The organism is uncultured Amnibacterium sp. (assembly GCF_964245895.1).
Taxonomy (GTDB): domain Bacteria; phylum Actinomycetota; class Actinomycetes; order Actinomycetales; family Microbacteriaceae; genus Amnibacterium.
Genome location: NZ_CAXTOQ010000101.1, coordinates 1 through 12,857, shown reverse-complemented (window position 1 = coordinate 12,857; position 12,857 = coordinate 1). Strand labels below are relative to the sequence as shown.

Sequence of the window (12,857 nt, the reverse complement as noted above, 5' to 3'; positions counted from 1 at the left end):
GTCGTGGTCGGGCTGCCGGTGGCGATCCGTCGGCGCTCGGCGCCCGCGAGCGCGCGGGCGTGCCCGGCCCTCGCAGCGAGGGCGTCGTCGCCCAGCCCGTCGACCAGCAGCACGACCACCGACCGGCGCTGCGGCAGCCCGAGCGCGTTCCCCCTGCCGCGAACGGCGTCGAGGGCGCCGGAGAGCACGTCGCGGAGCACGGGTCCGCCGCTCGATACGATGGGGGCCACGATCAGGCAGTGTGCCATCCGAGCGCACGCGAGCCGCGGCGCGGGGCCGCGGCCGGCACCCCGTGCGGACCCACTCGGTGAGCGCGCGGCAGCGCGCACCCGTTCGGGAGGGACGTCCTATGAGCAGCACGCAGCCGAACCTCGCCGGCGAGAAGATCGAGGACGTCGACGTCTCGAGCGAGATGCAGGGGTCGTTCCTCGAGTACGCGTACTCCGTCATCTACTCCCGGGCCCTGCCGGACGCGCGCGACGGACTGAAGCCGGTGCAGCGCCGGATCCTCTACCAGATGGCCGACATGGGCCTGCGGCCGGACCGCGGGCACGTGAAGTGCGCCCGCGTCGTCGGCGACGTGATGGGCAAGCTGCACCCGCACGGCGACAGCGCGATCTACGACGCGCTCGTCCGGATGGCGCAGTCGTTCGCGATGCGCCTCCCCCTGCTCGACGGGCACGGCAACTTCGGCTCGCTCGACGACGGTCCTGCCGCCTACCGGTACACGGAGGTGCGGCTCGCGCCGGCCGCGATGGCGATGGTCGCGGACCTCGACGAGGACGTCGTCGACTTCGTGCCGAACTTCGACGGGCAGCTGGACCAGCCGGACGTGCTGCCGGCCAGCTTCCCGAACCTGCTCGTCAACGGCGCGTCCGGCATCGCGGTCGGCATGGCCACGAACATGGCGCCGCACAACCTCATCGAGGTCGTCGCGGGCATCCGCCACCTGATCGACGAGCCCGACGCGACGCTCGACGACATCATGCGGTTCGTGCCGGGCCCCGATCTGCCGACCGGCGGCACGATCGTCGGGCTCGCCGGGATCCGGGACGCCTACGCGACCGGCCGCGGCGCGTTCAAGACCCGGGCGAAGGTGCAGGTCGAGCCCGTCACCGCCCGCAAGGCGGGCCTCGTCGTCACCGAGCTGCCCTACCTGGTCGGCCCCGAGCGCGTCATCGAGAAGATCAAGGACGGCGTGCAGGCCAAGAAGCTCGCCGGCATCGCCAACGTGAGCGACCTCTCCGACCAGCACACCCCGCTGAAGCTCGTGATCGAGATCAAGACCGGCTTCGACCCGATGGCCGTGCTGGAGCAGCTGTACCGGTACACGCCGCTCGAGGAGTCCTTCAGCATCAACAACGTCGCCCTCGTCGAGGGCGGACCGCGCACGCTCGGCCTGCTCGACCTGATGCGGGTCTACATCGCGCACCGCATCGAGGTCGTCACGCGGCGCACCCGCTACCGCCTCTCCCGGCGGGAGGAGCGGCTGCACCTCGTCGAGGGCCTGCTGATCGCAATCCTCGACATCGACCGCGTGATCGCCATCATCCGCGGCAGCGACGACACCGACGCCGCGCGCACCGGCCTGATGGCGGCGTTCACGCTGAGCCAGGCGCAGGCCGACTACATCCTCGAGCTGCGCCTGCGGCGCCTCACCCGCTTCTCCACGATCGAGCTGGAGGCGGAGGCGCAACAGCTGCGCGACGAGATCGAGCAGCTGCGCGCGCTGCTCGCCGACCCCCAGCGCCTGCGCCACGGCGTGTCGGACGAGCTCGGTCAGGCGGCCGAGCTGTTCGGCACGCCGCGCCGCACGCTGCTGACGGAGGCGGCGATCGCGCCGCCGAAGTCCGCGAAGGGGGCACCGGACCTGCAGATCCAGGACGTGGCCTGCCGGGTGCTCCTCTCGACGAGCGGCCGCGCGGTGCGGGTCGACCTGCAGGACGGCGTCGCGATCGAGACGCCCCGCCGCCGCTCGCGCCACGACGCGATCGTCTCGGCGGTCGACGGCACCAGCAGGGGCGAGCTCGGCGCCGTCACCAGCCGCGGACGGCTGGTCCGGTTCACCCCGGTCGACCTGCCCGTCGTGCCCGCCGCCTCCGCCCAGCCCGCGGCCGGCACCCCCATCGGCGCCTACCTCGGGCTGGAGCCGAAGGAGCGGGTGCTGGCGCTGGTGCGCCTCGACGGCGAGCCGATCGCCCTCGGGACCGCCTCCGGCATCGTCAAGCGCGTCGCGATGGGCGCATGGCCGAACAAGCCGGCGTTCGAGATCGTGGCGCTCAAGCCGGGCGACGAGGTCGTCGGCGCCGCGCACTCCGCGGAGGACGCGAGCCTCGTGTTCGTCGCCTCCGACGCCCAGCTGCTGCGCTTCCCCGCGGGATCGGTGCGGCCGCAGGGCGCCGGTGCCGGCGGGATGGCCGGGATCGCGCTGAGCGGCGACGCGCGGGCGGTCCTCTTCGCGGTCGCCGACGCGGTCACCGACGTCGTCGCGACCGTGTCCGGCACGGACGGCACCGTGGACGGGCTCGACGCCGGCCGCGGCAAGGTCACGGCGCTGATCGACTTCCCGGCGAAGGGCCGCGCGACCGGCGGCGTGCGAGCGCAGACGCTCGGCCGTGGCGAGACCGGGGTGCGCGTCGCGTGGGTCGGGCCCTCGCCGGTGCTCGCGGCCGGTGCTGACGGCGTCGCCCGCGCCTTCCCGGACGACGCGGTGCGCCGGGACGCCCCGGGCCTGCCGCTCGAGGCCCAGATCGTGGCGTTCGGCACGACGCCCCGCTGATCCGCCGCGCGCCGGCCTGCACGCTCGCGCGGTACCTGTGGCGTCGCGCGGTGTGCATGCGTACCGCGCGACGCCACACCCACCGCGCGACGTCCGTCGGGCGGTCGAGTGGGAACTACGCGTCGATGCGGTCGCGGTTCAGCGCGCTCGAGTTCTGGGTGATGAAGTCCTTGCGCGGGGCGACGTCGTTGCCCATCAGCAGCTCGAAGGTGCGCTCGGCGGCGGCCGCGTCCGTGACGCGCACGCGCCGCAGCGTGCGGTGCCGGCGATCCATGGTCGTGACGGACAGCTGCTCGGCGTCCATCTCGCCGAGCCCCTTGTATCGCTGGATCGGCTCCTGCCAGCGCTTGCGCTCCTTCTTCAGCTGCGCGAGCACGGCGTGCAGCTCGGCCTCGTTGTAGGTGTAGATCGGCTCCTGCTTCCGGTTGCCCATCACCATCACGCGGTGCAGCGGCGGCACGGCGGCGAAGACGCGGCCCTCCTCCACGAGCGGGCGCATGTACCGGAAGAACAGCGTCAGCAGCAGGGTGCGGATGTGCGCGCCGTCCACGTCCGCGTCGCTCATCAGGATGACCTTGCCGTAGCGCGTCGAGTCGAGGTCGAAGGTGCGCCCGGAGCCGCCGCCGATCGCGGTGATGATCGCTGCGCACTCGGCGTTGCCGAGCATGTCGCTGATCGACGCCTTCTGGACGTTCAGGATCTTGCCGCGGATCGGCATCAGCGCCTGGTACTCGCTGTTCCTGGCGGACTTCGCCGTGCCCAGGGCGGAGTCCCCCTCCACGATGAACAGCTCCGTGTCGGCGACGTTCGCCGAGCGGCAGTCCTTCAGCTTCGCGGGGAGGGAGGAGGACTCGAGCGCGTTCTTGCGGCGCTGGGTCTCCTTGTGCGCGCGGGCGGAGATGCGCGTCTTCATCTCGCTGACGACCTTCTCGAGCAGCACGCCGGTCTGCGCCTTGTCCTCGCGCTTCGGGGACTCAAACCGCTCGGTGAGCGACTTCGCGATGACCTGCCGCACGATCCCGCGGACGGCGGGGGTGCCGAGCACCTCCTTGGTCTGGCCCTCGAACTGCGGCTCGGGCAGCCGGACGGTGAGCACGGCGGTCATGCCGGCGAGCACGTCGTCCTTCTCCAGCTTCTCGGTGGCCGCGACCTTCAGCCGCCGCGCGGCGGCGTCGACCTGCGTCTTCAGCACGGAGAACAGGCCGGTCTCGAAGCCCTGCGCGTGGGTGCCGCCCTTCGGCGTCGTGATGATGTTCACGAAGCTGCGGGTCGTCGTCTCGTACCCGGTGCCCCAGCGGAGCGCGACGTCGACCTCGCAGGTGCGCTCGACCTCGGTCGCCTCCATGTGCCCGTTCGCCTGCAGCACGGGGATCGTCTCGGTGAAGCTGCCGGTCCCCTGGATGCGCCAGGTGTCGGTGAGCGGGGCGTCGGGCGCGAGGAAGTCGACGAACTCGGCGATGCCGCCGTCGTACTTGAACGTCTCGACGACGGGCGCCTCGCCGCGCAGGTCCTCGATCGTGATGCCGAGGCCGGGGACGAGGAACGCGGTCTGCCTGGCCCGCCCGGTGAGGTCGGCGAGCGAGAACTGCGCGTCGCGCACGAAGATCTGGCGGTCGGCCCAATAGCGCACGCGCGTCCCGGTGCTGCCCTTCGCGGCCCGGCCGGCGACCCGGAGGGTGCTGCCGGACACGAACGGCTCGAACGGCGCGTCGGGCGACGGGCGCTTCGGGTCGGCGTCCTTGAACGTGCCCGGCTCGCCCCGGTGGAACGACATCGCCCAGGTCCTCCCGCCGCGGTCCACCTCCACGTCGAGGCGCTCGGAGAGGGCGTTGACGACGGAGGCGCCCACGCCGTGCAGCCCGCCGGACGCCGCGTAGGAGCCGGAGCCGAACTTGCCGCCGGCGTGCAGCTTCGTGAAGACGACCTCGACGCCGGACAGGCCGGTCTTCGGCTCGACGTCCACCGGGATGCCGCGGGCGCGGTCGCGGACCTCGACGCTCGAGTCGGGGTGCAGGACGACCTCGATCGTGTCGCCGTGGCCGCTGAGGGCCTCGTCGACGGAGTTGTCGATGATCTCCCAGAGGCAGTGCATGAGCCCGCGGGAGTCCGTCGAGCCGATGTACATGCCGGGCCGCTTCCGCACCGCCTCGAGGCCTTCGAGCACGGAGAGGTGCCTCGCGGTGTAGGAGGTCGTGTCGTCGGCAGCCATCGGTCCTCACGCTAACCGCTGCGCCCGACAGCCCCGGAAGGCGTGCCGGACACCGCAGCACCCTCGGAGTGGGGGCTGCGCGGCCTACGCGCACAGCGAACTGACCGGCAGGGCGACGCACCACCGAAACATCCACGTGCGAACATGGGACACCAGCACGGCAGAGCCCAACAGGAGGTCTCCCCATGACCCGAGCGTCCGATCCCAGCGGCCTCGACTCCCTGGAGTCGCAGTTCTCGCTCACCGCGCTCGACCGCTGCGACAGCTGCGGCGCTCAGGCGTACATCCGTGTCCAGCTCGACAGCGGCGAGCTGCTGTTCTGCGCCCACCACGGCAAGAAGTACCAGGAGAAGCTGTCGGGCATCGCCCAGAGCTGGCACGACGAGTCCAGTCGGCTCCTGCAGGAGTCGAAGGCGTAGTCCTTCCCACAGGTCCTCCGGAGGCCCGGGTCGCGTTCGCGCGCCCCGGGCCTCCGTCGTTGACGGCGCGGTGCGGGCGGAGGATCCTCGCAGCATGTCCGACCAGGACCCCGCCGCGGCGCTCGACGCCCGTCTGCTCGAGTCGGCGCTCGGCGCGTTCGACCTCATCGGGATCGCCCTGGGCGACCGCCTCGGCTACTACGCGGCGCTCGCGGAGTCGCCCGGACGCGGACGCGGACGCGCTCGCCCATCGCACCAGGACCCACCGCCGGTACACGCGGGAGTGGGTGGAGCAGCAGGCCGCGGCCGGGCTGGTGACGAGGGAGGGGGCCGGCTGGCGCCTGGTCGACGGCGCGGACGGCGTGCTCGCCGATCCCGACGACCCCCACCACCTCGCGCCCCTGGCGCGGCAGCTGGTGTCCATCGCCGCGCACGTCCCCGACATCGCAGCGGGTGCCCGCACCGGTCACGGGCTCGCCTGGTCGGCCTTCGGGGCGGACATGCGCGAGTCGCAGGCCGACCTGAACCGCCCCGGCTTCCTCGGCCCGCTCGGCACGACGTGGCTGCCCGCGATCCCCGCCGTGCACGAGCGCCTCGTCGGCGGCGCGCGGGTCGCGGACGTCGGCTGCGGGGAGGCGTGGTCGTCCATCGGGATCGCGCAGGCCTACCCGGCGGCGCGCGTCGACGCGTTCGACCTCGATCCGGCGTCGATCGCGGCGGCGCAGCTGCACGTCGTCGACCGAGGGCTCGAGTCCCGCGTCGTGCCGCGGCTGCAGGACGTCGCCGACCTGACGGACGACCGGTACGATCTGGTGACCGCGTTCGAGTGCCTGCACGACTTCGCCTTCCCCGTCGAGGCCCTCCGCGCGATGCGCGGCGTGCTCGCCGAGGACGGGATGGTCCTGGTGGCCGACATGCGGACCGAGGACGAGGTCGCGCTCCCCGCCGGCGACGTCGAGCGGCTGCTGTTCGGCTGGAGCATCGGCGTCTGCCTGCCTGACGCGATGGCGACGCCCGGCTCGGCCATGACGGGCACGGTGATGCGCCCCGCCGCTCTGCGCGCCGCCGCCGAGGAGGCCGGGTTCTCGTCGATCGAGGACACCCGCGTGGAGCACGACCTGTGGCGGTTCTGGCTCCTGCGTCCCTGACCCAGCCGGCCGGTCGGCGTCAGGAGGCGAGCAGCGCGTCCCGGATGCGCTTCGCAGCGGCGTCCGCGGCGGCGACCGCGGCGCCCTCCGGCACGATCGGCCGGCCGAACGCCTGCGCCAGGATCGCATCCGCGAGCGCCGGGTTCTTCGCGAGCACCGGCCCGTGCAGCCGCGTGCCGAGGACCGAGCCGTGCCGGACGCCGTCCACGCCCCTGCCGTCGCCGACCCCGCGCGTCACCGGGCCGAGCGGAACGACGCCGGGCTCGAGCCGCAGCCCTCGCGAGTGGTTCTCGTAGCCGACCAGCCGCCCCTCGGCGGCGTCGACCACGAGGTCGCCCGTCACGCGGGCGGCGAGCGGCTCGGCGTCGCCGGGCACGAGGCCGAGCCCCTCCAGGCGTCCATCCGGCAGTCGGATCCCGCCGGTCAGCGCCTCGAGGCCGGTGCCGATCGCGAGCACCGGCACGCCGTCCTCGATCCAGCCGGCGAGGTCGTCCCGCACCGCGTGCAGTGCTGCGAGGAGGCGCGGGAGCGCGGGGTCCGTCGTCGAGCCGAGCACGACGGCCAGCGGCGTCTCCGTCGGCTCCTCCCCCAGGTGCAGCGACCGGACGGCGACGTCGACGCCCGCCCAGCCGGCCCTGGTCGCGAGCACAGCCGCGTTCCGCGCGTCGCCGTTGACGTCGGTCAGCTCGGGGTGGAGGACCAGGACGGCGCTCACGACGTGAGCCCCAGGTGGCCGCGGGTGCGGCGCATCGCGTCGGCGGTGAACACGATCGTCTTGATCCCCCGCTCGGGCGCGGGCAGCGCCAGGAAGGCGTCGAGCGCGACGCCGAGGTCGGGCTCGATGCGGTCGACCTCGACGCCCTGGTACAGCAGCTGCAGCGCGATCTCGTCGGCCTTCGATCCGGACACGATGCGGGCCCGGCCGATCCGGGAGGCGTCGACCGGCCAGAAGTAGGAGGGGTCGCGCACGTCCGAGCCCATCGCGACCAGGACCTGGTCGAGCCCCTCGTCCAGCTCGTCGACGTTCAGCTGGAAGCTCGCGGGGTTCTGCACGAGCACGAACTCGATCTCGTGGCCGCGGACGGTCGTCACCTCGCCCCGGCCGAACACCGGCGTCATCGCGGCGAGCGCCTGCGCCGCGACCCGTCGGTCGAACGCGACGCCGAGCAGCCGCTCGGCGGCGGCCAACGCTCCGGCGGCGTCCACCGCGTAGTGCACGCCGCGTGCCGGGAGGCGGACGGTCATGGGCTCGCCGCGGACCACGATCTCGGCGTCGCGTCCGGCGACTGCGGTCACCCGCGTGCCGTCCTGGATGCGGTCGGGTGTCGTCGCCGCGTAGCCGAGTCCGCGCGGCGACCCGGCGAGCACCGCGTCGGTGACGCCGAACCGCACCTGCTGCGCCGCGGGGGCGAGCGCGGCGAGCAGCGCGTCGTCGCCGTTCGTGACGACCGCCTCCTCCGCGGTCGCCGCGATCCGGCCGAGCATCGCCTGGACCTTCTCCGCGTCGTGGAACCGGTCGATCTGGTCCGTCATCACGTTGGTCAGCAGCACGAGCCGGGCGCGGAACCGGTCGGACAGCAGCGCGCCGTGGCCCTCGTCCATCTCGAGCACCGCCAGGTCGGCGTCGATCCGGCCGGTCAGCGAGACCCGCTCGAGCAGCGCGGAGGTGAGGCCCTGGCTGATGTTCGCCGTCGACGGGTTCGTGAAGACGCGCTTGCCGTGCGCCGCGAGGATCGCGACGAGCATCTTCGTCGTCGTCGACTTGCCGGCCGACCCGGAGACGACGACGAGCCCCTCCTTGAAGGAGGAGAGCACGTCGCCGAGGAAGCCGGGCGCGACGCGGTTGACCACCAGGCCGGGGACGGCGGAGCCGCCGCCTGCCTTCCGCAGGCGGGCGGCGAGCCGAACGCCCCGGCCGATGAGAACGGCCGGGCCCCATCGGAAGGGCACGGCGCGGAGACTCAACGGATCACTCGAGGTAGTCGCGCAGCGACTGCGAGCGGGACGGGTGCCGCAGCTTGGCCATCGTCTTCGACTCGATCTGGCGGATCCGCTCGCGGGTCACGCCGAAGGTGTCCCCGATCTGGTCGAGCGTCTTCGGCATGCCGTCGCCGAGGCCGAAGCGCATCCGGATCACGCCGGCCTCGCGCTCGGACAGGCTGTCGAGCAGGCTCTCCAGCTGCTTCTGCAGCATCGTGAAGCCGACCGCGTCGGCCGGCACGACCGCCTCGGTGTCCTCGATCAGGTCGCCGAACTCGCTGTCGCCGTCCTCGCCGAGCGGGGTGTGGAGGGAGATCGGCTCGCGGCCGTACTTCTGGACCTCGACGACCTTCTCGGGCGTCATGTCGAGCTCGCGGGACAGCTCCTCCGGGGTGGGCTCGCGGCCCAGGTCCTGCAGCATCTGCCGCTGCACGCGGGCCAGCTTGTTGATGACCTCGACCATGTGCACCGGGATGCGGATGGTGCGGGCCTGGTCGGCCATGGCGCGGGTGATCGCCTGCCGGATCCACCAGGTGGCGTAGGTGGAGAACTTGAAGCCCTTCGTGTAGTCGAACTTCTCGACCGCGCGGATCAGGCCCAGGTTGCCCTCCTGGATCAGGTCCAGGAACTGCATGCCGCGGCCGGTGTACCGCTTGGCGAGGGAGACGACGAGGCGGAGGTTCGCACCGAGCAGGTGGCTCTTGGCGCGCTGGCCGTCGCGGGCGACCCACTTCAGCTCGCGGGTCAGCTCCTTGTCGAGCCGGTCGCCCTCGGTGGAGAGCTTCTCCTCCGCGAACAGGCCGGCCTCGATGCGCATCGCGAGCTCGACCTCCTCCGCGGCGTTCAGCAGCGCGACCTTGCCGATCTGCTTCAGGTAGTCCTTGACCGGGTCGGCCGTCGCGCCGGTGATCGCGGTCGAGTAGACGGGGACCTCGTCCTCGTCGGACATCGACAGCACCAGCGCACCGGTCGGCAGCGGCTCGTCCTTGGTCGGCGCCGCGGCATCGGGCGAGGAGTCCTCGGCCTCGGGGGGCTCGGGGTGCTCCTCGGTCTCCTCGGCGTCCTTGGTGTCCTCGGCGACGACCTCGGTGTCGTCGGAGTCGTCCTCGCCGCCCTCGGGCGCGTCCACGTCCTCGTCGTCCGGCTCCTCGTCGGCGCCCCCGGGCGAGGCGGCCTTCGTACCGGTCTTCGGCGCGGCCTTCGCGGCGGCCTTCGGCTTCGCGGCCGTCTTCGGCGCCGCGGCCTTCCTGGCGGTCGGCTTCTTGGCGGGAGCGGCGGCCGGAGCGGCCTGCTCGGTCTCCTCGTCGACGACCGTGGCGGTCGGTGTGCTCATCTGGGGCCCCCTCAAGGCATGCGCCGCGGGATCGCGGCGCGACATCGGACGGGTTCTGGTCGCCCTCCCCGAGGGACGACACGGATCAGGAACGACCTCGGGTGCGGTGGCATTCCCGTCGTCCGGCGCCCACCCGAGGTGGTCGACCGAACCGGCGTCCTACAATTGTACACCGGTCACGGCGCTGGTCGATGCGGCGCACGGCTCCTGCGCGCCGCGGCGCGGGCGCGCAGGACCTCCCGCAGCGGGCCGACGTGCACGCCCTGCAGCCGGAGGTCGCGCCGCGCGTTCCGCCTGGTCAGCAGGAACGCGACCGTCCCGCCTCCCACCACCAGGTACTGGACGCAGAGCGCCACCTTGAAGGCGCCAAGCGAGTAGAGCGGCGCGCCGGTCGCGTCGTGCTGGGCGTCGAGCAGCACGCCGATCAGGAACATCATCGAGAAGCTCGCGGTGAACCCGCCGACGTTCACGAAGCCGCTCGCCCCGCCCAGGCTCGCCGGAGCGTTGTACGTGCGCGCGTAGTCGAAGCCGATCTGCGATCCGGGGCCGCCGATCCCCATCGCCACGACCAGGGCGACCAGCAGCGCGACCGGCGGGGTGCCCGGCCACAGGAGCACCAGGGTCCACACGACGCCGAGCAGGCCGACGATCAGCAGCACCAGATCGGATCGGCGGAGGGGGAAGCGGCTCGTCAGCCCGCCGAGCACCGGGCCGACGACCAGACCGGCGAGCACCTGCACCGTGAGCAGCGCCGAGGCGCCCTCCCTCGGCAGCCCGACCGCCGACACGAGGAACGGGTAGCCCCACAGCAGCGCGAACACGACGCCGCTCGACTGCGTGACGAAGTGCGCCCAGAAGCCGAGGCGTGTGCCGCGCGTCGCGATGGATCGCCGCAGCGCCCCGAGCGCGGTGCGGAGGTCCGCGGACCGGGCCGGGGCGCCGCCCGGCGCGTCGACCAGCAGCAGCAGGACGACCACGAGCGAGACCCCGGACACGCCCGCGACGGCGAGGAAGGCCGGGGTCCAGCCGGCGAGGCCGAGCAGCGCGGCGAACGGGATCGCGGACAGCACCTGGCCCAGCTGACCGAGGTTGCCGAGCCACTGGCTCATCACCGGGACCCGCCTTGCCGGGAACCACGCGTTCACCAGCCGCAGGGCCGCCACGAACGTCGTCGCGTCGCCGGCACCCACGAGCATCCGGCCGAGCACCGCGGCGGGCAGCACGTCGGAGAACGCCACGACCACCTGGCCTACGGCCATCAGCGCGGCGCCGACCGCGATGACCGCCTTCGGGCCGAACCGGTCGACGAGCACGCCGACCGGCACCTGCAGCGCCGCGTAGACGAGCAGCTGCACCACGCCGAGCGTCGACAGCGCCGCCGCGGAGGTCGCGAACCGGTCCGCCGCCGCCACGCCGGCGACGCCGAGGGTGCTGCGCTGCAGGACGGCGCACAGGTAGGCGACGCCGGCCCCGGCGAAGACGAGGGTCGGCTTCATGCCGGCGGCGTCACGCGTCGTCGTCGTGCGACCGCCGGATGGCCAGGAACTTCTCGAGCTCGGCGGCCAGCTCGTCGGCGGACGGCACCTCGCCCTCGCCGTCCACCAGCGGGGAGCGCAGCGGGTTGCCCGCCATGTACGCGTCGTGGCGGTCCTCGAGCGCCTTGACCAGCGCGCCGAGCTCCTCGTTGCCGGCCACCTGCTCGTCGACCCGGGCGAAGAAGTCGCGCGAGCGGTCCCGCAGCGCGTCGATCGGGAAGAGCAGCCCGGTCGCCGCGGAGACCACCTCCAGGCCCTTCGACACCGCCGCGGGCAGCTCCGTGTCCGACAGGTAGTGCGGCACCAGCAGCACGAACTCCGCGACCTGGCGCTCCTGCTCGGCGAGGCGGTACTCCAGCAGGTGCAGCACGTTGGACGGCACGCGGGTGGTCGGTCGCCAGGCGCTCATCGAGTCGATGAGGTCGCGGCGGGTGCCGCCCACCGTCACCTGCATCGGCCGGGTGTGCGGCACCGGCATCGGCACGGACTGCACCCAGGTCGTGGAGGTCACCCCGAACCGGTCGAGCAGACCGATCACCGCTGCGGTGAACCGGTTCCACTGGAAGTCCGGCTCGTAGCCGGTGAGCAGCAGGAAGGGCTTGCCGATCTCGTCCCGCCCGAGGCTCAGCACCAGGCTCGCGGGGGTGAACGAGGTGAGGTGGTCCTCCTCGAACTCGATGATCGGGCGGCGCGCGCGGTAGTCGAGCAGCTCGTCGTCGTCGAACACCGCGATCGGCACCAGGTCGACCGTCTCGGCGAGGTACTCCGCCAGCTGCTGCACGGCGGATCCCGCGTCCGCGAAGCCGGTCAGGCCCGCGACCAGCGGGATGCCGGTAGGCACGTCCTCCGCGTGCGGCGTGAGCTCGTACAGTCCCTCCGGCTCGCGCATCGGGCGATTCTACGGACGCGCGCGTGCCTAGGCTGCCCCGCATGCCCGTCCCGGATCTCGCCGTCACCGCCGCCGCTCCCGAGTCCGTGGAGGCGGACGTCCTCGTGCTCGGCGTCCGCTCGACCGACGACGGCGGGGTGCTGCTCGTCCCCGACGGTTCCGGCGTGGCGCCCGTGGACCTCGCCGCGATCGGCGTCTCCGGCGCGGTCGGCGACCTCGTCCGCCTCCCCGCCGGCCCGGCGGTCGCGGCCGGCTCCCTCGCGCTGGTCGGCGTCGGCCGGACCGCCGACCCGGACGCCCTGCGCGGCGCGGCGGCGGTCGCGGTGCGCCGCCTCGCCGGCACGGCGCACGTCGCGATCGCGCTGCCGGTGGAGGACGACGAGACGGTCGCCGCGGTGCTGGAGGGCGCGGCGCTCGGGGCGTACGCGTACACGGCGTACCGCGACCGCACGCTCGCCGCGCAGAAGGCGCCCGTCGCCCGGGTGACCGTCGTCGGCGCCGAGGACGCGGCCGCCGCCGTGCACCGCGCGACCGCGGTCGCGGACGCCGTCGCCCTGGTCAAGGA

10 protein-coding genes and 1 pseudogene are annotated in these 12,857 nt (G+C 73.3%); 4 read left to right on the top strand and 7 right to left on the bottom strand.

Annotated elements, in window-relative coordinates; translation table 11 throughout:
* Positions 1-230 (bottom strand): annotated as a pseudogene (locus ACFE60_RS13145) (alkaline phosphatase family protein); the annotation flags it as partial.
* Between the two features lie 119 nt (positions 231-349).
* On the opposite strand from ACFE60_RS13145, the gene ACFE60_RS13140 reads away from it, so the two are divergent.
* The gene (locus tag ACFE60_RS13140; protein ID WP_375389312.1) at positions 350-2,779 is read left to right on the top strand and encodes a DNA topoisomerase (ATP-hydrolyzing) subunit A; all 2,430 of its coding nucleotides are present in this window, start codon (positions 350-352) and stop codon (positions 2,777-2,779) included.
* A gap of 115 nt (positions 2,780-2,894) precedes the next feature.
* Here ACFE60_RS13140 and ACFE60_RS13135 read toward each other — a convergent pair whose 3' ends face one another.
* Complete coding sequence (locus tag ACFE60_RS13135) at positions 2,895-4,988, bottom strand: type IIA DNA topoisomerase subunit B (RefSeq protein ID WP_375389311.1); 2,094 nt, start codon at positions 4,986-4,988, stop codon at positions 2,895-2,897.
* Positions 4,989-5,173: 185 nt separating this feature from the next.
* Between ACFE60_RS13135 and ACFE60_RS13130 the strand changes: the two genes are divergently transcribed.
* A complete protein-coding gene (locus tag ACFE60_RS13130) occupies positions 5,174-5,407 on the top strand; it encodes a hypothetical protein (RefSeq protein ID WP_375389310.1) in 234 nt (77 codons plus the stop codon).
* A gap of 287 nt (positions 5,408-5,694) precedes the next feature.
* Entirely contained in the window at positions 5,695-6,555 is an 861-nt protein-coding gene (locus ACFE60_RS13125; protein WP_375389309.1) for a class I SAM-dependent methyltransferase, read from the top strand.
* Between the two features lie 19 nt (positions 6,556-6,574).
* Here the strand turns inward: ACFE60_RS13125 and ACFE60_RS13120 are convergent, their stop codons facing one another.
* From ACFE60_RS13120 to ACFE60_RS13100, 5 genes are all read right to left on the bottom strand, one after another.
* A complete protein-coding gene (locus tag ACFE60_RS13120) occupies positions 6,575-7,270 on the bottom strand; it encodes a glutamine amidotransferase (RefSeq protein WP_375389308.1) in 696 nt (231 codons plus the stop codon).
* On the bottom strand, positions 7,267-8,505 hold the full coding sequence (locus tag ACFE60_RS13115; protein WP_375389307.1) for a Mur ligase family protein: 1,239 nt from the start codon (positions 8,503-8,505) through the stop codon (positions 7,267-7,269). The genes ACFE60_RS13120 and ACFE60_RS13115 overlap by 4 nt, the downstream gene beginning before the upstream one ends.
* Positions 8,506-8,524: 19 nt before the next feature.
* On the bottom strand, positions 8,525-9,913 hold the full coding sequence (locus tag ACFE60_RS13110; RefSeq protein ID WP_375389306.1) for an RNA polymerase sigma factor: 1,389 nt from the start codon (positions 9,911-9,913) through the stop codon (positions 8,525-8,527).
* A gap of 131 nt (positions 9,914-10,044) precedes the next feature.
* Positions 10,045-11,364: a nitrate/nitrite transporter gene (locus ACFE60_RS13105; RefSeq protein ID WP_375389305.1), complete on the bottom strand. Its 1,320-nt coding sequence runs from the start codon at positions 11,362-11,364 to the stop codon at positions 10,045-10,047.
* A gap of 10 nt (positions 11,365-11,374) precedes the next feature.
* Positions 11,375-12,292 (bottom strand): proteasome assembly chaperone family protein, encoded by a 918-nt coding sequence (locus tag ACFE60_RS13100; protein ID WP_375389304.1) that lies wholly within the window; start codon positions 12,290-12,292, stop codon positions 11,375-11,377.
* A gap of 41 nt (positions 12,293-12,333) precedes the next feature.
* Between ACFE60_RS13100 and ACFE60_RS13095 the strand changes: the two genes are divergently transcribed.
* Positions 12,334-12,857 (top strand): M17 family peptidase N-terminal domain-containing protein (locus tag ACFE60_RS13095; RefSeq protein ID WP_375389303.1); only part of this gene is annotated, 524 nt, incomplete at its 3' end.